The 22,028-nt window shown below is 30.6% G+C and carries 18 protein-coding genes; 5 read left to right on the top strand and 13 right to left on the bottom strand.

From position 1 onward, the window contains the following. Positions 1–111: 111 nt before the first annotated feature. From CN601_RS03145 to CN601_RS03135, 3 genes are read right to left on the bottom strand one after another with little or no spacing between them, the layout of a single operon-like run. Positions 112–549, bottom strand: coding sequence for a GtrA family protein (locus CN601_RS03145; RefSeq protein WP_098170021.1), 438 nt, complete (start codon positions 547–549; stop codon positions 112–114). After that, a complete protein-coding gene (locus CN601_RS03140; RefSeq protein WP_098170020.1) occupies positions 542–1,549 on the bottom strand; it encodes a glycosyltransferase family 2 protein in 1,008 nt (335 codons plus the stop codon). The genes CN601_RS03145 and CN601_RS03140 overlap by 8 nt, the downstream gene beginning before the upstream one ends. A gap of 26 nt (positions 1,550–1,575) precedes the next feature. After that, positions 1,576–3,261, bottom strand: a complete 1,686-nt coding sequence (locus CN601_RS03135; protein ID WP_098170019.1) for a DUF6044 family protein — start codon at positions 3,259–3,261, stop codon at positions 1,576–1,578. A 349-nt stretch (positions 3,262–3,610) separates the two neighbouring features. Here CN601_RS03135 and CN601_RS03130 point away from each other — a divergent pair, with 349 nt between their 5' ends. From CN601_RS03130 to CN601_RS03115, 4 genes are all read left to right on the top strand, one after another. Then, complete coding sequence (locus tag CN601_RS03130; protein ID WP_098170018.1) at positions 3,611–5,836, top strand: alpha-galactosidase; 2,226 nt, start codon at positions 3,611–3,613, stop codon at positions 5,834–5,836. A gap of 952 nt (positions 5,837–6,788) precedes the next feature. Further along, the gene (locus CN601_RS03125; protein ID WP_098170017.1) at positions 6,789–7,982 is read left to right on the top strand and encodes a COG4705 family protein; all 1,194 of its coding nucleotides are present in this window, start codon (positions 6,789–6,791) and stop codon (positions 7,980–7,982) included. Between the two features lie 354 nt (positions 7,983–8,336). Then, positions 8,337–8,885, top strand: coding sequence for a hypothetical protein (locus CN601_RS03120; RefSeq protein WP_098170016.1), 549 nt, complete (start codon positions 8,337–8,339; stop codon positions 8,883–8,885). 145 nt (positions 8,886–9,030) lie between these two features. Continuing rightward, entirely contained in the window at positions 9,031–9,345 is a 315-nt protein-coding gene (locus CN601_RS03115) for a hypothetical protein (protein ID WP_098121190.1), read from the top strand. A gap of 79 nt (positions 9,346–9,424) precedes the next feature. Here CN601_RS03115 and CN601_RS03110 read toward each other — a convergent pair whose 3' ends face one another. From CN601_RS03110 to CN601_RS03065, 10 genes are all read right to left on the bottom strand, one after another. Continuing rightward, positions 9,425–9,829 (bottom strand): GGDEF domain-containing protein, encoded by a 405-nt coding sequence (locus tag CN601_RS03110; RefSeq protein WP_098121191.1) that lies wholly within the window; start codon positions 9,827–9,829, stop codon positions 9,425–9,427. A 6-nt stretch (positions 9,830–9,835) separates the two neighbouring features. Further along, a complete protein-coding gene (locus tag CN601_RS03105) occupies positions 9,836–10,465 on the bottom strand; it encodes a nucleotidyl cyclase domain-containing protein (protein WP_098170015.1) in 630 nt (209 codons plus the stop codon). A gap of 459 nt (positions 10,466–10,924) precedes the next feature. Further along, the gene (locus CN601_RS03100; RefSeq protein WP_098170014.1) at positions 10,925–13,624 is read right to left on the bottom strand and encodes an Ig-like domain-containing protein; all 2,700 of its coding nucleotides are present in this window, start codon (positions 13,622–13,624) and stop codon (positions 10,925–10,927) included. Between the two features lie 36 nt (positions 13,625–13,660). Next, positions 13,661–15,235 (bottom strand): Ig-like domain-containing protein, encoded by a 1,575-nt coding sequence (locus CN601_RS03095; RefSeq protein WP_142317297.1) that lies wholly within the window; start codon positions 15,233–15,235, stop codon positions 13,661–13,663. 555 nt (positions 15,236–15,790) lie between these two features. Beyond that, the gene (locus CN601_RS03090) at positions 15,791–16,456 is read right to left on the bottom strand and encodes a DUF2642 domain-containing protein (protein ID WP_098121195.1); all 666 of its coding nucleotides are present in this window, start codon (positions 16,454–16,456) and stop codon (positions 15,791–15,793) included. Between the two features lie 26 nt (positions 16,457–16,482). Beyond that, on the bottom strand, positions 16,483–17,820 hold the full coding sequence (locus CN601_RS03085) for an arsenic transporter (protein WP_373604950.1): 1,338 nt from the start codon (positions 17,818–17,820) through the stop codon (positions 16,483–16,485). A 321-nt stretch (positions 17,821–18,141) separates the two neighbouring features. After that, positions 18,142–19,272, bottom strand: a complete 1,131-nt coding sequence (dnaN, locus tag CN601_RS03080; RefSeq protein ID WP_098121197.1) for a DNA polymerase III subunit beta — start codon at positions 19,270–19,272, stop codon at positions 18,142–18,144. Positions 19,273–19,371: 99 nt separating this feature from the next. Continuing rightward, positions 19,372–19,893, bottom strand: a complete 522-nt coding sequence (locus tag CN601_RS03075; protein WP_098170012.1) for a GNAT family N-acetyltransferase — start codon at positions 19,891–19,893, stop codon at positions 19,372–19,374. Positions 19,894–20,161: 268 nt separating this feature from the next. Continuing rightward, positions 20,162–20,683, bottom strand: a complete 522-nt coding sequence (locus CN601_RS03070) for a DUF2628 domain-containing protein (RefSeq protein ID WP_098170011.1) — start codon at positions 20,681–20,683, stop codon at positions 20,162–20,164. 196 nt (positions 20,684–20,879) lie between these two features. After that, positions 20,880–21,302, bottom strand: coding sequence for a VOC family protein (locus CN601_RS03065; RefSeq protein WP_098121200.1), 423 nt, complete (start codon positions 21,300–21,302; stop codon positions 20,880–20,882). Positions 21,303–21,773: 471 nt separating this feature from the next. Between CN601_RS03065 and CN601_RS26785 the strand changes: the two genes are divergently transcribed. Then, positions 21,774–22,010 (top strand): hypothetical protein, encoded by a 237-nt coding sequence (locus CN601_RS26785; protein WP_098121201.1) that lies wholly within the window; start codon positions 21,774–21,776, stop codon positions 22,008–22,010. Positions 22,011–22,028 lie beyond the last annotated feature (18 nt).

The following is a 22,028-nucleotide window of genomic DNA, read 5'->3' as shown; positions in this document are numbered from 1 at the left end:
AAAAAAGCCACTTAAAGTGACTTTTGATTTTGTTAAACATACTAGTTTTAATGAGAAGAGAAAGTTGTACGACCTTTTCCTAATCCCAGTAATTACTAAAATTCAATAAGATTATATTCCTTCTTCATCAACCAAGTTTTCATTTTCCCGTTTATTATGGAAAACAAACATTTTTTGACCAAAATAATTTACGATTGTGTATAAACCTGTGCTAATTAAAACTGCTAAATCAGTTTTCATTTTATCTGAAATAAAATCTGTATTGCTTAATGAGAAATCGATTATTTTTGCCCCAAGATTATAGGCAATAAAATAACTTGCTAAAATGACAATAATAAATAGTGGAACACTTTTTGAGACTGAGCTTTGACTTTTAAATGTAAATTTGCGATTTAATAAATAACTTACACATGCTCCAATTGTATTTCCTAAAAAAGTAGACCACCAATATGACAAGCCAAGTAAATGTAGTAATAAATAGATTGCAGATAATCCGACAATCGTATTTAAAACTCCTACTGCAATAAAACGAAAAAAGGTTCTATTCATCTTTCATCCCATTATGCACCACTTCTTTTAGAAACTCGAAAGAATTGTTCGTGGAGTATAAATCCGTTTCAATCGCATATCTTGGGCGTTTTTTAACTTCATGGTAAATCTTTCCTATATATTCACCGATTATTCCGATTCCCATAAGCTGAATTCCACCTAAGAACCAAATTGAGACCATTAAAGACGGCCAACCAATAATTGTATTTCCTAAAATATGCTGTGCAACTGTATAGCCTCCAGCAATTAAACTAAAGATTATTGATAAAAATCCTAGCAATGTAACGAATCTTATTGGAGCTATACTAAAAGAAGTAATTCCATCAAATGCAAATGAAATCATCTTTTTTAATGGGTATTTAGATTCGCCAGCTAATCTTTCCTTACGATCATAGTAGACCTTTGTAGATGGGAAACCTACAAGTGGGACTAGTCCTCTTAGGAAAACATTAATCTCTTTATATTTGAATAACTCATCTAATGCTCGTTTACTCATTAACCTAAAATCTGCATGATTGGGCACTAAATTAATCCCTATTTTACTCATAAATCGATAGAATCCAAGCGCAGTTGAGCGCTTAAAAAAAGTATCTGTTTCTCTACTATCTCTTACGCCATAAACGATATCGTATCCATCTATAAATTCTTCTACAAATGTACGAATGACATTAATATCATCTTGTAAATCGGCATCAATAGAAATCACACAATCTGAATGCTTGTTAGCAATTTCAAGACCTGCAATAAGCGCATTCTGATGCCCTACGTTTTTTGAAAGCTTTAATCCTTTAACATAATAATTTTCATTACTTTCATTTTCGATTAATTTCCATGTTTGATCTTTACTTCCATCATCTACAAATAGAATTTTACTATCATCTGAAATCAAATGGTCATCTATTAAATCTTCTAATACGAGAGAAAGTTGATTAGAAGTTTCCTTAAAAACTTCCTCCTCATTATAACAAGGAACAACTATTGTTAATAAAGGTCTTTTCATATATATTATTCCTTCCATTTCAACCGTTATTTTACTTCATATAAATAAATTCGCCATGCTGAATTTTTATTATCAAAGGTTTTTTTCAATACTAAATCATTACTTTTTGCATTATCTATTGGTACTGCAGAAAAGATATATTGTCCACCCATTTTCTTAAACACACTCATATTTAGCTGCAGATGATGAATTCTTACGTTCGAGTTCTTTTTGAATTCATAATTTTTCCCTAATTCCGCTACAAAAATATAGCATCTTCCACCCCAATGATCGAAGTAATTTTCAAGTAAGGGACTTTTCTTAAGTTCTGGAGCTATAATTTTTCTAAATTGATGCTTATACTTTAAAGAATAAAAATTATTATAAGTATCAAGTGTGTAAAAACCGTTATATTGTGCAATCGCTGGATGAATCCCAATACTTGCAACTCGGTAACTATTTTTCGGTTTACCAATGTATTTTGCAATTTCTGTAAATTGATCAACTGCATAAAATTGTTTATATGACGGCTTACCAGCTACTCGATATACGATTTCGTCATTTGCACAAAACATAACAAGAACTTGAACAACGAGACATATTTTTACAAACTTCCGCCAGCCTTTTCCTTTTAACCATAAAAGATAGCCACCAACTGCAAACATCATATAAATAATTAATGGCCTTAAAAAATGGAATCTAGCAAAATTAAATGTATTTAATAGTTGATAATGGTCTTTTAACGGCTTCCATCCTTTATAAAACCAAAATGCATACCAAACAGATAGTAAAAAGTTTAAGACAAATAAATAATAAAATCTTCGCTCACTAATATTTCTCTTTTTATTTCTAATTATCCAAAACGTTATAAATGATAAAGGTACGATGACTAAAGTGTGAAGAGTCAAAACATGAGTATGTCCTAAGAAATAGTTCTTGAATACCAATCGAACCGTATGCCAAAAACCTAAAGTTGAGCTTACAAATTCATTTCTACTAGTAGGTTCAGTTGGAAAAACCAATGAATAAACTAGACGATACTCGATCCCTAAATACATTAACGTCATTAATAAAATACTTAAAAAGAAAACTAAATTCAGTTTCTTTTTGACAATTACGTCCCTTAGCCATAAAAAGCCCATAAATGCTAAAAAGAAAAAGAATCCTAATACAAAACTAGAATAGAATGGTAATAAAATTAAAGTAATCCAATCTTTCCAATTGTGTTTGCCGCTTCTTATATTTAAAAATGCCCAAAGTGCTAATGGCATCCCCAATGTACTTAACATCCCTGATGGCCAAAATGGAGTTAGTGCAAACGCAAGCGAAACCCATACTCTAATCATGTAGTTTTCTTTTAATGTTATAAAATGTTTTTTTAATAACAAATACATACCCAAAAATGCAAAAACTCTAGTGATTGCTTGGGCAAATGAGTAAGCTAGCATTGGTGGAAATATATTATTTAGCCACTGAATCCCACTAAATTCTGTTCCATATGCATTTCTTGGTAATCCATTAATGATTTGTGGGATTGTAGAATTTAAACCACCAAATAATTGACCAGAATTTTTAAGTGTTTTATACCATGCTATATTTGAATCCAGATTATCATGAACTCTTATATGAGCGTTTTCTCCTAAAATGAATAAAGGAGAAAGATAGATCAGCATTAAAATGAATGCTAATACTAAATGTTTTTTTTCTTGACTCCAACTTGAATAAAATTTCATATTTGTTACACCACTTTACAATTACTTATTTCATTTTTAATTATTTAAATTTCACACCAAAAATTAACTGTCGATTTAAATCTTACTTTTATAAAGTCCACTACTATTCAATAATCCTATAAAAATGAAACGAAAAAATTTAAGACTATTTAATAATAAAACCCTAATATGAAATTCTCATGAAAATTAGGATAAAATTTCATTTAAATTTCTATTTTTCTTCGTAGAAATGTAAAATATATTAATTTTTTAATGGTTTGTATCATAACAATTTGACAAAGTTAACTTTAAATGTAGTCAATTACGTTTACTAGAAAAACATTAAATTAAAAAACTCTGAGGTGTTATTATGCTTATTTTTGTAGATGAAGATAAAAAAAAGTTTCATCTTACAAATGGAAAAATAAGTTATTTGTTCTATGTAATGAGAAACGGTCATCTAGGGTCATTATATTTTGGAAAGGCTATTGATATTCATTCTGATTTTTCTCAGATTCTAAATGATCATACCGCGACAACCTATACTTCTTATTATTTTGGTGACCCATCATTTAGTCTTGAAACGTTAAGACAGGAATACCCAGTCTATGGAACTTCTGATTATCGGGAACCTGCACTTAGTATCCGTCAGCTTAATGGAAGCCATATTTCAAATTTCATCTATAAATACTATTCAATAACAAAAGGAAAACCCCTTTTACAAAGTTTACCAGCTACTTATACGGAGAATGAAGAAGATGCAGAAACCATTCAAATTGTTTTAGAAGATTCAACCCTTAATGCCGAACTTATATTATCCTATACAATTTTTAAAAATTTATCTGTCATTACTAGAAGTGCGTATATATGTAATCAATCGGTGGAGCCATTTTATTTAGAACGATTTATGAGTGCATCCATTGATTTTCCTGACAAAGAATTCACTATGATTCAATTAAGTGGTACTTGGGCAAGAGAGCGACATATAAAGGAACGAACTTTAGAACAAGGTACCCAAAGTATCTCTAGTATACGCGGGGCGAGTTCACATCAGCATAATCCATTTATAGCTCTTAAAAGAAAAGAAACAACAGAAACACAAGGTGAAGTATATAGTTTTAATTTCATTTATAGTTCAAATTTTTTAGCCAATATAGAAGTCGATCAATATGATACAACAAGGGTATTAATGGGAATCCATCCATTTCGATTTACATGGAAACTATCTGAAAATGAACACTTCCAGTCACCCGAGGTCGTAATGGTATATTCTGAAAATGGTTTAAGCGGAATGAGTCAAACCTATCATGATCTATATCGTAACCATTTAATAAGAGGAAAATGGAAAAATGCTGATCGACCAATTTTAATTAATAATTGGGAAGCTACTTATTTCAATTTTAATGAAGAAACTCTTCTTAATTTAGCTAAAGATGCAAAGGAATTAGGAATTGAATTATTTGTCCTAGATGACGGATGGTTTGGGAAAAGGAATAATGCTTCTACCTCTTTAGGTGATTGGTATCCAAATTTTGCGAAATTCCCTAATGGTTTTAAAAATTTCGCACAAAAAATTAATGAACTAGGATTAAAATTTGGACTTTGGTTTGAGCCAGAAATGGTAAGTGCAAATAGTAATTTGTTTAAAAATCATTCTGATTGGATCATTAGTACACCAAATCGGCCAGTTACACTAGGAAGAAATCAATTTGTATTAGACTTCTCAAAGAAAGAGGTCATAGAAGAAATCTATCATAAAATGGCCAGTATTATACGAGAAACAAATTTATGCTATATAAAATGGGATATGAATCGAAATATTACAGAAGCTTATTCAAATTCACTAAATTCCGATCAACAAGATGAATTTTTCCATCGCTATATTTTAGGGGTTTATGATTTATTCGAACGATTAATCTCAGAATTTCCAAATGTCTTATTCGAATCATGCGCTGGCGGTGGAGGTCGATTTGATCCTGGTTTACTTTATTATGCCCCACAAGCTTGGGCCAGTGATAATACCGATCCAATCGAACGAATTAAAATACAGTATGGTACATCACTCCCCTACCCAATTTCAAGTATCGGTTCTCATATATCTGCATCGCCTAACCATCAAACTCAACGTTATACCCCATTATCAACGAGGGCAAATGTCGCATTGTTCGGAACATTTGGTTACGAATTGAATCTATCTGTACTTTCCGAAGCAGAAAAATTAGAAATTAAAAATCAAATTCTGTTTTACAAAGAACATCAATCATTAATTAGAAATGGTGATTTTTATCGTTTGATTAATCCGTTCAAAGGAAATGAAGCTGCTTGGATGATAGTTAGTAAAGACAAAAGCGAATCAATTATAGGCTGGTATAAAATACTTGCAACTCCAAATCCACCTAAGTTTCCAAAATTAAAATTGGTCGGATTAGATCCAAATCGCAACTACTTGATAAGTGGCCAAAATCAAACTTTTTTTGGAAATGATTTAATGTACAATGGTATTCCGCTATCCCCTGAATTCAATGGTCCTAATAAAAAGACTGCTAAACGATTCGGTGATTTCCAATCTGAGATTATCTATTTAGTTAGTATTTAATAGAGTTGGCCAAAAAGAATCTTCATCGCGAAGATTCTTTTTCAATGAGTTGGTCAATTAGTGTCCAGTTCTCTTTTTTTAACTTATGAACCCTTTATGGGTTAATTATTTTCGGGTTTCCTCTCTTTTTTAACTCATGAACCCTTTATGGGTTAATTATTTTTGCTTTTCCTCTCTTTTTTTAACTCATGAGCCCTTTATGAGTTAATAAATTTCGTTTTTCCTCTCTCTTATTAACTCATGAGCCTCTTATGAGTTAATTATTTTCGCTTTTCCTCTGTCTTTTTAACTCATGAATCCTTTATGAGTTAATTATTTTTGCATTTCCTCTCTCTTTTTAACTCATGAACCCTTTATGAGTTAATTATTTTCGTTTTTCCTCTCTCTTTTTAACTCATGAGCCTCTTATGAGTTAATTATTTTCAGATTTACTCTCTCTTTTTAACTCATGAGCCTCTTATGAGTTAATAATTTTCAGATTTACTCTCTCTTTTTAACTCATGAACCCTTTATGAGTTAATTATTTTCGAGTTTCCTCTCTCTTTTTAACTCATGAGCCTCTTATGAGTTAATTATTTTCTTTTTTCCTCTCTCTTTTTAACTCATGAGCCTCTTATGAGTTAATTATTTTCGCTTTTCCTCTATTTTTTTAACTCATGAACCCTTTATGAGTTAATAGTTTTCTTTTTTCCTTTCTCTTTTTAACTCATTCTTTATTTTAAGATCATGGAAATCTTTCATGAGTATGATCGAGTTATTTTTCAATATTGACTAGATTTTATTTCAACACATAAAAAATGTAAGCTAAAGATCCATTAAATCAATGTTCTATTATAAGATTAATGTGCTCTAAAAAATTTTTAATAAAATTACCCGCATTTTCATTTTCCTTTCATAATTATTTGTGAATATAAAAATGTAATTAACTAAATCATATGAAAGGAATTTAATTATGGAGGAAAACAAAATTAATATGAAAGCATTGCTTAACAAAGTACCAGAAGTCACAATTTTTTTCTGGATCATCAAAATTTTATGTACAACTGTAGGAGAAACTTTTGCTGATTTCCTGAATTTTAACCTTGGTTTAGGATTAGGACCAACTACGATTATCATGGGTGTTGCATTTTTCATCTCACTATTTTTTCAATTCAAAGCAAATAAATATTCTGCAAGTATTTATTGGTTAACTGTTGTTTTAATCAGTGTTTTTGGAACATTGGTAACTGACAATTTGACAGACGCAATGGGAGTACCTCTGGAGACAAGTACAATTGTTTTCTCCGTATTACTAGGATTAACGTTCCTATTTTGGTATCTTAGTGAAAAAACACTATCTATTCACTCAATTTACACAAGAAAAAGAGAAGTTTTCTATTGGCTTGCCATTCTTTTCACTTTTGCACTAGGAACTGCAGTTGGAGATTTATATTCAGAACAACTTGGTTTAGGATATTTTAATACAGGATTAACAGTTATCATAATCATTCTTTGCATATTTTTAGCTTGGAAGTTTTTGAAACTTGATGGGATGTTAGCGTTTTGGATTGCATATATTCTAACTCGCCCACTTGGAGCATCTTTAGGGGATTATCTATCCCAGCCAAAAGTGAATGGTGGGTTAGGATTAGGTACTACAAGTACAAGTATTATTTTTCTAATCGCAATTTTAGCAATCATCGTTTTCCTTGCTGTTACAAAAATTGATATTTCAGGAAAAGATGAATCCACAAAAACAAACAAAGTAACCGATCGCAAGAAAAATATTATGACACAAACTATCTTGGTACTGGTTATTTTCTTAGCAGTTGGTATTGGAGGCTATGTTAAGTTATCATCAAAAGCCGCAACTACTGCAACAACATTATCAGGACAATTATCAGATTTTGTAACGATAGAAAATAATCTACTAACTGATGTGAATACAAAGAACTTTACTACAGCTAAAAAAGATGCTGACACTTTGGAACATCAATGGGATCAATCAGAGGCTAAACTTAGAAAAATAGATGGAACCACTTGGACTAAAATTGATGGCACGATCGATGTTGTATTAGCAACCGTTCGCACATCGAATCCAGATGCTAGCAAATGTAAAACTGTAATCAATCATTCGCTTAGTGTAATAGACGCTGCGAATAAATAAAAATCGTTTACGAAATTGGAGCAGAAATTTAAAAATTTTGTTTTTTATTAAAGACTCTCCTCTTTCCATAAACATAATGATTAAGACACTAGTTTTTGAAGTTTAACTTCATAAGCTAGTGTCTTAACTTTTTTAGAAGACCTTTTCTTCTTCGTTTTACATAATAGTCAGCACTCAACTTCTTGCTTATTTTCTCCGTCACTAAATGGTTTACAAACATTTTCTAGAATTATCTGTCAATTTCATTGAACAAGGATTTAATTAAATAACATAGAAATATATATAGATTAGATATATATTAGCATTTTGTTAACGGGACATTAATAATACTCCATCAAATAGGAGGAATGTGGCTTGAAGAAAAAAACATGGATAATTTCAGCATTGATAGTTCTCTCTTTATTTGGTTGTAACCACACGAATAACGGTACTTTAAATACATCTAACTTAAAGAAAGTTGAACAAAAGGGAAATATGACAAAGGAACAATTAAAAACCATTCCAGAAAGATATGAAGCTTCCTCACTAGAAGAAGGATTAGATGCACTTCCTTTTAAGATAAAAATTCCGAATGATATTCCATTTAACGCCATGCCTTTTCGAATTTCTACAATTGATGATATTGAACACGATGGAAAAAAATTAAGAGTTGATTTTTCAACATTTTCAAAAGAAAAAGACGAAATGATTATCTTAACGATTACCGTTCACAATTTTGAAGTGGAGTATAGTGGTACCAGCGAGGAGGTTAAACTGGCAGGTGGAGTAATCGGTCACTATTATGGAAATTCGCTCACATTTGAAAAAAATGGTATTTATTACGAAATCGGATACAATAACAAGAATATTTCTCCTGAACAGCATAAGAAAGACATAATCAAAATCGCAAATCAAATGTTATAAATATTTAAATAGTAAACTAAGAACACAATTATATAACAAGTTCTTTAACTAACGAAAACGTTTATCGAAGACCACAATTGCAGTTTTTTTAACTAATTGGCTTGCAAAAAGATTTTATTAAATTTTAAAAAATGGGTGAAAACAAATGAAAATAAAGACATTTTTTACTTATGTATTATTACCATTAATAATATTTGTAGCAATTTATTTAAGGATACAGCATAAAATTAGCACTAGTACTTTTGGGTTAATTGGTCTAGTTTTTGCCACAATTGAATTTATTCGTATGCAATTTTTTGACACTATGAAAACGAAAGAAAAACCGATTACTGACTTAAAAGACCTTTTAAATCCTATCAAAAATAGGAAATACTATGTTGGTGGATTAGTAATGGTTTTAGGCGTTTTTTACTTTATCATTCTGATTTTTAGTGTTTTAGGGCAAATTAGTCATTTCTAATTCAATTTATGAAATGGTTGTTTTTTGCCCACTAATTTATGTATATATTAATTATTTTTCGTTAATATTTTTAAATGCATTAAAACTCCTCTTTCAGACTACTTGTTAGTTGGTCTCTACCGTTTTGTTTTGATTCATATAATAGTTTATCAGTTTCATCAATCATTTTTTCGTGTTTAAAGAAATGTTTTGGTGTTGTTGTAATAAGTCCCATACTGATACTTACAAAGCCTTTTTCTGATTTTACATGTTCAATCTTTAATTTACGTACTGAATCCATGATTCGATTGGCAACAATTACTGCACCATCATAGTCCGTATTTGGAAGAATAATTGCAAACTCTTCTCCACCGTACCTGGCAACATTATCTTCTGAACGATAGATTGAATCTTGTATGGCAGTTGCAACTAGCTTTAAAACACTATCGCCTCTTTGATGTACGTAATGGTCATTCAGTTTTTTAAAGAAATCAATATCTAGCATGATTAATTAAATAGGTTGCTGGTGTTTTTGACAATAATTCCAATGGTATTCAATTTGTTCATCAAAAAATCGTCTGTTAAACATTTTCGTTAATCCATCAAGATTAACTATTCTTTCCAATTGTATGTTTTTATCTGGTAGTTCATATGTATACATTACTCTTTGTTCAGCTAATCTTACCGCGTATTTGCAACAATAAATACAAGCAAAATAAACGATTATATAAGAAACTGATAACAATAAAAACACTTCACCTTGATTAGTAAGTGATCCTCGAGGTTTTAATGTATATTTATCAAAGAAATAATAAAAAATTGGTATGAATATAATAATTATTCGATTAAAAAAACGTTGCTTCTTGTTTCGTTCCCAGTTTGTAAAGCTTAATAGAATTGCAAAAATTGATAACACCATAAAGCGAATCGTATTACTCTCATCAAAAATATTGCCTCGAAGCTTAAATAAGTAAAATCCGCCAAGTATTACTGCTACAATCGTCATAATTTCAATTCGTCCAAGCAATATACTTCCGACAATCACCGCTATAATCCGCATATCAATATATACAAGCGAACTATTTTGTAATTCGATAACAATAGGACTCCTATATAAAATGATTCCTAATAGACCAAACATTAGACCATTTATGAACCGTTCATGAAGAGTAATCGGATTCGTTGTTCTTTTTTGCCAAATTGTATTTGAGAAGAGAAAAATAAATGTCGTTACAATACTAATATTGTTAATGATTCCTTTTAGTAAGATCGCGCCATTTAATTTATCTCTCTCCCAATAGTTATCTATTGAAATTCGTTATTGTCATAGACTTTGATACTGATCAATGCGAGAGGAGGGAAAAAAGTTTGCTTGTTACTAACAGATTGAAAATTATCTACCATTACATGTTTATTTTTCCAATTCATATTCTTCATGATAGAAGGTAGTAATGAAATACCTATGGACATATTCGAATTTTTGAAAGGAAAACTGCATCCGAAGTGTTTCATCGTGAACTGTTATAATTACTTGAAGTACTGTTAAATAGAAAAAGGGATCTTATTCGCAAGATAAGATCCTTTTTCTGTATCACTAACATTAATTTATTTTAATGACTTTCTCGGTACTTTTGTTGTTTGCTTTATCTGTTGCAAAAATTCGTAATGATGTTCCTTTTTTCTGTTTACTAAAACTCATTACAAATTCTCCTTTTGAATTTGTTATTCCTTTTTTTAATAAGGTTGAACCTGAATAGATATTGACTGTCGATCCAATTTCAGATTTCCCTGAAAGTGAAGTTGAACTAGATTTAGTAATAGTTGGTGCTAATGGTGCGATACGATCTTTCACTACTAAGCTTTGAATCTTACTCTTCGCATTTTCTTTATCAGTCACATAGAAATTCACAACTGCGCCAGCTTTTTGAATTGGTATCGTTAAAACATAGTGACCTTTTATATCTGCTTTTGTTGCACCGATTTCTTTCGAATTGACATTTGCATGGACTGTTACATTAGGAGAAGCAACCCCAATAATTGTTGATTGTAAATTTGAAATTTCGTTGACTTTGCTTAATCTTGGTTTATCCTGATTTTCAGTTTTAAAGGCCATTAAATAATAATTATCTGATAAATCTTTATAAATTGTTATTAATCCATTATTGTAAATTAAATATTCAGCAGATATGTCTTTCTCAATTGTATAAAGTCTATTATTCTCATGTGTATTAAACACATCAATCCCGCCATTTTGATTAGCTCCATACATTAAGTTGTTTACCGGATCAAATGCATAATCATTATACTTATTTTCTAAATTATATCTCCACATTAATTTCCCTGAAACTAGTTCATACACATTACCACTAGCACTATATGCAGCTAAACCTTCAGGTGAAATTTTAGCGAGTTTTGTATAACTCCCATTAAACTCCTGGTAGTTTGATTCATCCCAATTCGCATTATTTACATCTATTGTAATTAAAGATCCACTTGTCATTGAGGTACTAATTGCATAAATTGTATTAAACCTTGGATTTGAAAAAAGATACGATTTTTCATATAAATTGGCTTTTGAACTTAATTCAATTATCTTATTTTCAGGAACAGAATAGCCGTATACTTTAACTTCGCTATTGCCACCTATTATTCGCATGCCGCTTGATACATATATAATCCCATTTTTATCAATTGATAAATCAAATGGATCAGTATTTAATTCGATATATTTCACGAACGAAAAATTACTTAAATTTACCTCAGCAATGCCACCTTGTTGCGAACTATAAATCAGATGACTTTGCTTATGTTGTGTTACGAAAAGCTTATCACCATATTGTTCGATTCTTTCAGCAGGGTATGGAAGTTCTAATGTTTTTATGATACCTGTTTCGTAATTCACTGAATAGAGCGTTTTATTACCGTTTTTCGTTATATAGATAATAGGACGATTGGGATCAGCCACTACATCATTTGGTTTAAATCCAAGATTAATTGACTCCCTGTACTCATCCTTATTTAATGTTTTGACCGGTGGAATTTTTTCAACCACTTTTAAATTAATTGGTTTGCTATTATTTCCTGATGAATCTTTTGCACGAATTGTTATAACAGTTCCAACTTTTTGTTTTGGAATTTTTAAAGTGAATGTCCCATTACTAGTAGCAGTGCCTTCTGTAACATTTTTTGAAGAAATATCTGCATAAACACGAACATTAGGCGATGTCTTTCCTGTAATAATTGAATCTGTTGATTTGACTGGATTGACCTCTACATTTGGAGTATCCTTATCTGTTCCAGTTAAATATGAAAGATAATGCTTACCATCATTTGACGTATAAGAAACAATTAATCCGTCACGATACAATACATGATCGACAGTGACATTTTTTTCTAATGTATAAAGGAATTTATTTGAATCATATGAATAAACATCTATTCCCCCATTGCTTGCTGCAAAAGTTAATCGATTGAAAAGATCAAATGCATAATCATTATATTCCTTTTTAAAATCATAGGTTAATTTCATATCACCTGATTGAACAAGTGATAAATCTAATACTTTCCCATCCTGTGTATACATATAACGCTCATCTGGAGTCATTTTCATATACGGTTTAAAAGAAGGGTATATATCACTTGAATAACCCGCAACAGCTGTATTGTTTTTCATTTCAAGTGCCTTAATTTGTCTCGGAGTTACGATATCATTTGTTATTGAGTATAACTTTGATGTGCTATTAGCCCACAAAATATACGATTGAGTAAAAATCGATTGGTTACCTTGAGTTTTCATTTCTTCATTTGTTTTAAGTGAATATTGATCAGTGATTCCATGTTGACCACAACCTGAAGAAATGAAAATCATTCCATTTTTATCTATAGCTATGTCAAAAGGATCAATTTTAACATCTATTACTCTTAATAGTTTAAACGTCGATAAATCTACTTCAGCAATACCACCTTCTTGCGTTCCAAAGAAAAATCGATCGTGCGCTTGTTTTTGTTGAGTTACATATAATTTATTGTCGAATATTTCTAATCGTTCTGCAGGATATGGTAGCTCTAATTTTTTTATTGCACCCGAAAGATAGTTTACAGCATAAAGCGTTTTACTATCTTCAGTTGTCATGTAGACAATTTTACTATTTGGATCGAGTGCTTGATCATATGGTTTAAAACCTGTTTCTATTGGACCAATTGCAGCTTTTACTTTTTTAGGGATAAATGTATTCGCAAAAGTCGTGACGCTTAGGATTAGTACGATTACATATATCAAATATAGACATCTTTTCAACAATGTTTCTTCCCCACTTTTAATATTTTATTAGTTGAATTATTTTTTTATTTTCACAGAAGTCTTTTGACTACGATTTCCTGATAAATCTGACGAAGTAAATGTAAAGCTTGTACCAATTTTTTGCGGTTTTACAGTCTTTTTAAACACACCATTTTTATCAGCTTTTAATTTAAATACACTGCGATTATATTGAATCGTAACAATAGCATATGGTTCAGTTTTACCAGATACTATTTTTGATTTACTTGTAATAAGACCAACTTTCGGAGCATTTGGTGGTGTTACATCTTTTACGGTTAATTTTTTCTCGATGCTTTTATTTCCTGACGCATCAGTACTGAATATCGTAATTGAAGTGCCACCCTTTTGAATTGGAATTGAAATGTTAAACAAACCATTCGTATTCGTAACACCTTTATACATTATGGAATTAATTTTAACAGTAACGTTTGAGCCAATTTCAGATTTCCCCGAAACGATTTTTGATTTATCTGTAACTAAATTTGGAATCGGAGTTGCTGGCGGTGTCTCATCTTTTACGATTTCCCAATCATAATCATATTGACCAGTTACACTATCTGCAGCTTGTATCGCTACTTCTGTTCCGGCAATTTGTGACGAGATTGGTAACTTAAATTCCCCATTGCTTGTTGTTTCACCAGTAAAAACACCCTTCGGTGATTTGATAGAAATAGAATAAGAATGTTTTAGATTTCCAACTATTTTTCCTTCAAAAAATTTAGACGCGTCTGTTACTTTTTTTGGAACAATTATAAATGGTGCATCCTCATTGTATTGTGTTAGGAACTGATCATAATCAAAATTTAATGAACCATCATAATTTTGTCGATTCGTATAAAACATTCTATTTATTACATTACGATCTGATGTTCCATAAAAATTTTTTTCCGCTTGAATATGAAAAGCTGGGTACATGTAAAATAGATGATAAACTTCTTTTCCAGTATCTAAAAAATTATTCCCATTTATTTGGGAATTTTGGTTTTGTTGTGGATCATAATTATTCAAAGCCGCTCGATTAAGATTATTAAAAAATGAATTATTCATTATATTCATCTGGTAACCATAATTGAAATATAAGGTAGAATTATTTTTTATCACATTATTCTCGATAAAAGAAGATTTATTCAAAAAATTTAGATGAAATTCAGATTGACTTATTACATTATTCGTTAAGGTTAAACTCCCATTTTCCTTATAAAATTGCACTTGATTAAAAACTACATGGTCAACTGTTACATCCCAGAATCCAACAACTAAATTGATATTTTTCATGTATATTGGTTTCTGTACTTCACCGGCTAAATTTTGATTTACATCTAATACGTTCGGTTCGATTCCAACACCAATAATTTGAACACCAGGCTCAATTGTTAATACAGCAGGAGATTTAACTTGAACTTTTCCATTTATAAAATATGGCGAACCTTTCAAATCCCAGGTTGTATTTTCTGTGATTGTACTAGTTTTAACAATCGTCCCTGTTTCTGCATGAACTTGTGTTCCTCGATTAAATAAAACAAAACTAAACAAAGCAACAAGAACCACACACATGTAGTAGTGTATCTTTTGCCTCTCCCATTTAAGCATTCTTATTTCCTACTTTCTTTCACTTTTTGAATAGCAGATTAATAATCTTTAATTATTTTCTCACAAAACAGAAATTACTGAAATAATTATTTTCTATTCTATATGAAGATAGTAAATTAGAAAAAATAGTTTAATTACCTTCCCTTTTAAGAAAGTATGATTAAATTAAAACTACATTTCCTATTTAACAACATGTCTGTTCCAAGTCACACACAATTTGAATTAATCTTTTTACTATCCTGAAAGCTACCAGTCATCACTTGTAAATCTTACTTTAGGCAACAAAATAAATTAATTCACTTATAATTAAAATCAACTAGGTATATGTATTAGAAGTAGAAACTAATCTACTTCTCTCTTAGTTATCTCATTGTTTCTTGTTTATCCGCTCTTACCTTATTAAACTTATTTAGGCATTAAAGATGAAACAAATTAATTTTTGAAATAGATCCACATCATTTGTGACTAGGAAAACGGGAAGGAACATCAGAGTAATGACTGGAAGGAGATTAGCAATGAAAAGGAAGATACATAATCTTTTTATGAATTTCATTACTATGGGGTGTGATAAGATTTAATATGATTAAGCCTCAATAACGTTACCTCTCCACTTGCAGCTACTAATTCAATTACTCCATCCTCCACTCTTTTGAGCAATCCAATTTTCATCGGATCTAGACCCCCATCAAAAACGACAAATTTTCCTTGTTCTTTCTTTAATTGCGATTCTATTAAACGCGAAAATGGCATATTAGATGGATTTACTGGTAATATTTCGATTTCTGCGTTGTAGGGATTTGCATTATGGTTGTATGGTGTTAGCCATTTTAAATGAGATAACGAGATATATAACATTTTAAAAACTGGTGAATAAAACACGATATAGTCACTTAATACGTTTGTAATATATCCGTGAAATGTGATGTTTCCAGTTACATATATTTCTGCAAAAATTCCTTTTGCATTCATTAATATTTTTCGATAAGATACTGTGCCTATGTCTTCAGCAATTGAAGGGTTAATCGGATGATCGATTTTATCTTTAATGTTGTTACTAAGATTAACCCTGTGGACATGAAACCATGGAATATAATAATATTTCTGACCGTTATATAAAACTAATACGTCTTTTCCATAATCAGTTAGAATGCCTTCAAAATAATTCTCTCCTGATAATTGGACATAAACTTTTTCACCAAGCAATGATTGTACATCACTCAATTATATTTCCTCCTTTATTCTTTAAATTAAGCAAATACTAATTGTACCCAATAATATAGTAGAAACAGCGAAACAATTGTTGTTAATGGGATTACGATTATTGATACATTTAGATAATCCTTCCATTTTATTTTAATATTATTTTGTTTTAATATGTGCATCCATATTAGAGATGCTAAAGTACCTACTGGAAGTAATAATGAACCAATATCACTACCGATTATATTAGCTAGATAAATAGTCTTTAACGTAATTGGATCAAGACCCATTTCTGTCAGTGTAATCGTTCCAACCATCAGTGCTGGATGATTATTAAACAAATTCGATAGGATTGATACTAGTCCACCCATAATAAAACTTGCTTGTAATAATCCTTGATTTACGATTGGTTCACAGAATTTTACTAAGGCTTCAGTTAATCCAGCATTATGCAGTCCGTAAATAATCACATACATCGAAAATGCAAAGACTAAAATATGCCAAGGTGTCTTCTTTAAAATATCTACAGGGCTTGTCCGTAAGTGGTACCATCTCCAAGCTAATAAGACGAGTGAACCTAAAACTGCTACATATTGAATCGGTATTCCCATAAATGAAGCGACGAATAATAAGCAGCGCATTAGGAAAACAAATCCTAATACCTTTAACATAAATTTTGTTCTTTTTTGTTTTGTTTCTACTGACAATTTTCCTTTTAAAGGATGAAAGTTTTTAATAAAAAAAGACTCTTCAATATCATCGGTAGACACTGGTAATCGTTTTGGTAATTTATTTCTTAATACCATGTACATTAACCATGACATAAAAAGTAATCCTGTACTTGCAGGGACAAACATCATCGCTGTGTGCATATAGAGAGTCATATGAACAATTTTTAAAGCGATTAAGTTTACGATATTACTTACACCGATTGGAGCACTTGAAGCTGTAGCAATTAATGCGCCACTGAGAAGATATGGGATTTGTTGATGTGGTTTTAAACGTAGGTTTTTTAATAGAAGAATTAAAATCGGAGTTGTTATTAAGATACTGCCGTCATTATTAAATAGTAATGTCATTAAAAAGCAAAGTAGCTGGATATACCAATATAATCTGCGCCCTGACCCTTTTGCTAAACTTGCAAGCCTAGCTGCAGACCAATGGAAAAATCCAAAACTTTCTAAAATAATCGCCATGACAATCGTTGCAATAATGGTAATCGATGCTTCACCAATTTTGTGTACAATATCGATTAAATTACTTTTTGTCACAATCCCAGTTAGTAAAATGATGGCTGCCCCAATTGCAGCAGGCCATGCTTCATTTATTCCTTTTGGCCTCCAAAAAATGATTGCCATTGTTAAAAGAAATACACTAGCACTCATTAGAATTTCAAAATTCAATAAAACTCACCTTCTTTTAAAATATTTTTCAATAGAACTTGTCCATTTGTTATATTATTATTCAAATATAGCATTCGTGTTTTAGGTTATTTCATTAAATTATGAAAGATAGTTGTTTTACCTATATAATTCAATTGTCCCGTAAAGATAAATGACTATCGTGGCATTTGTCCAGAGTAATTGGGAGATTATCCTCTTTTACTAAATAAATGAAAATAAAAAAGAGAAGCTCTCAATAAAGAGCTTCTCAATAACTTAAAAATGGAAGTATCCCTTTTACACCAACTAGGTGAAAGGAATCCGTTAGTAAGTTCTCACAGGAGAAATTAGATGTAAATGAGTATTGTTGTTAATCGGTTTAATTATGAATGGTTTCATCGATCCACTAAAACTTATTGAAACCTCTTCCTCTTTTATTACTTTTAGTGACTCTATCATATAATTTGCGTCAATGGAGATATTTAATTCTGGCTGACCAGTCAAATTCTTAATGATCTGTATTTCCTCTATTTTTCCAACTTCCGATGAGTGGGATGAAATTTTCAGTTTTGAACCATCTAGAATTTCTAAATAAACATTGTTGTTCTTCCATTCACTCGCAAAGATACTTGCTCTTTCAAAACCTTTTAATAATTGTTTCGTGTCAAGTGTCATTTTTGTCTTCAATTCTTTAGGAATTAGTCCTGATACTTCTGGATATTTCCCTTCTATTAATCTTGAATAAAGTGAAATCAATTCTGATTTAAAGACAATATATTGTTCGGTAATAAATACATTCATTTCATCTGAATCATTACTAAATAATTTTACTACTTCGTTAAGGCTAGCGCTTGGTACTATGAATGAACCATTCATTACTGAATCTATTTTTAACTCTTTAAGTGCTAACCTATGAGAATTTGTTGCTACACATTTTAGTTTGTTCTCTAATATAGACATATTAACGCCTGTTAGAACAGGTCTTGCCTCGTTTTTTGAAACCGCAAAAACAGTTTGTCTAATCATTTCAATCATTTCAGAAATTGGAATTTTAATTTGATTCTCATTCTTTATTAAAGGTAGCAGTGGATACTGTTCAGAATCGAATCCATTTATATGAGTTATAATCTCATCAGATTGTATTGTCATTAATTGCTTTTCATTTACTGTAACTTTTATTTTACTTGGTAATTTTTTTACTAAATCACTAATGTATTTAGCAGACACTACTATACTACCAGGTTTACTAACCTCTACGATTTTAACGTCATTAATTTCGATAGGAATCGTTTTTTCTATTACAATTTCTGAATTACTTCCAATTAAAGTTAGTCCTTGGGAATTTGCTACTATTTTAATACCTGTCAGAATGGGTATTGTTGTTTTTAGTGAGATTACTCTACTAACCTCTGAGATTGCTTGATTAAAATAATCATTATTTATGTTAAATTCCATTTTGAATTTCCCTTCCATATAGAGCTACTTTCAAGAAATTCGACAAATTATTCCAGAACCCTTTTAATATCTATTATGCTTAATGAAAGAACACATAAATTAAAACTTTGCTAAAACATTATCAATATCTTTCCATGCATATACTAGAAGATTCAATTCCGTCCCTGCAATATTTATCTTTTCAGATTTCAATAATTCAGCCCCATAATACTCGTAAAAATAACGGGTTTTATTGTCTTCTAGCACTTCAACGAATACACTATTAAAATTTAATTCTTTAAATTGATTAAAAAGTTGCATCAATAATTGTTTTCCAGTTCCTGTTCCTTGATATTCTTCAAGTAGATAAATAGAAGTTAAGTCACCCGAATGGTCAACTTTATTCTTTTCTCTTTTACCGCATGTCCCAAAACCAATAATTTCTCCCTCATTATTTTCTGCTACATAAATATAATTATTTTTATGAGAAAAATTTGTTTTCCATATATCAGTTCTTTGATCGTATGATAGACTTTGTAAAAAATGATCTGGTAGTATGTTTCTATAAGTGGTTCTCCAGCTATCGACGTGTACCTTGGCTATTCCTTCTGCATCATTTAGATTAGCTTTTCTAATTTTCATTTATTCCACCTCAAACTTTTAGAATTAAATATATATATTACAGTTCACACTTGGATAGTCCTTCTATTTATTCCATATTCCTCCAGTTCGCACAAAAAATAGACTACCTAAGTAGTCTACCATTCTGTTAACTTTTGCTAGATTTTATAAATTTCTTCATCTACTAATTATTACATCTATTGTGAGTAAAATGGATTAAAAATTTAAAATGTGCACATTCATTGGTAAACTATCTTTTTTTGCTGCTGTAGAAAGCGTTATAGGATTTTCATTTATTCCATTGGTATTCAATAAGGGTGAGTACCGTGATGATAGCGATTGTGAGCACAATTGCAAGTGCTACTGATTTACCACTTGTACCACCAATCCGTTCATATTCGGCATTTTTTTCTTGTGCTGAAATTGATGTTCTTTTAATTGCATCAATTTTTTTCGCGGAATGAGCGAAGTATAGCGCGTTGCCGTACATTCCGAGGAGAACACTGATAATTAAATTCACCAAACGGTCTAATGCGCTCACTTGGCTAAACAATAAATCGGACAGGATATAATAAGCAAAATAAATACTGACCCATCCCCACATCTTGCGGTACGCCATCCAGTACACACCTAAAAAGAAACTTGCCCAATTCCAGCTCAATTGCTTGTGTTCCCGTGCGTAATCATAGTCAGATTGCGAAAAAATTCTTAAACGATTTGCGTACACATTCGCATTGTTGCCCGCAAACTGCCAAAATCGTTCGACATCATTTGTGTCTGTTATGTTACTTGTTTGATCTTGTTCTGACATAGGTATTTCTCCCTTCTATAATTAATAGTATGACAGACAAAATTCTTTATGAAAATCGTTTTTTGAATTATCTGCACATTCTTGATTTACATCGGGGAATTAGAAATTCGAGTCTAAAAAGTTTGTGTATTTATTTTGGATTCAAAACATAAAAAAAGATCTTCGAATTTGAAGATTCTCTTTTTAGACTATTTTATTAAGCTGGCATAGTTGAAATCTGCCATGTAACACCAAATTTATCTACTACTTGACCGTATAAGGGACTCCAAAAAGTTTCGTGTAGTGATATGATGACTTTCCCACCATCTTGTAATTTGCCGAATACTTCTTTTGTTGTTTCAACGTCAGTAATTGAAAGTGCTAAGGAGGTTTGATCGCCAATTTGATAAGGTAGACCTGTAAATGTGTCAGAGATCATTAAATCTGTTGAACCAACTTTGAGATGTGCATGTAAGATTCGATTTTTTTCTTCGTCAGTTAAATTTGTATTTTCTTCCCCAGGCATATCGCCAAATCTTTGAAGCACAAGGGTCTTTGTATTGAATGCATGTTCATAAAATGAAACAGCTTCCTGTCCATTTCCATTCAATATTAAATAAGGGCTGATACCTAAAATCATTAGAAACACCTCTTTTTAAAATTTTGAATTAATCTCAACATAGAGTACCCATTTCTATATTTTCTACTTTAAGTCCTTAATCCCTTTAAAATTTAAAGTGGGTTATTTAGCCTTGAAATAATACCACTAGTGAGTTCATTAATGGTATTATCGACTTTTTAATAAATTAGCATATTTGTATACGATCAATTAAAATGACTGAAGTAGTTGAATCTTGCTCGATTTATGAATGAGTTAGTTGCATTTAATTAAGTTTTTAATTTTATTTTGTTGTTCATTTTAATAAATTTGATAAATAACTATTCTTTTTCCCATCCTACACCCTTACGCCATCAGTTTTTTCGAAAAAATTAATGTACTTTATTCGATAATCCAACAAGGATATTTGAAATTGCGAATTGATTTTTCTTCATCCACTCACTTTTTAATTTCTTTTGAATATTTTACTTATTAAAGTTAGGGGGCAATTTTATGGATTCAAATGATAATTATATACTTGTTCTTCTCAAAGAAATTTCAACTCTATTACTTAGTGGTAATCTAGCTGAGACTTTCGCTATTGCAATCCTTCTAAGAACTATTACTAATGATCGAATAATAAGAAATTTATACGTTTTATTACTAGTTGTCATACGTATTATAAATATGAACGAGAATCCTAATACGACAAATGAGTCAACAAACAATAATCCATCTACCACAGAGTGATATTTACTTTTTTTGAAC

It is taken from the genome of Bacillus sp. AFS017336 (assembly GCF_002555445.1).
Classification (GTDB): Bacteria; Bacillota; Bacilli; order Bacillales; family Bacillaceae_G; genus Gottfriedia.
This window is presented reverse-complemented; position numbering and strand designations above follow the sequence as displayed.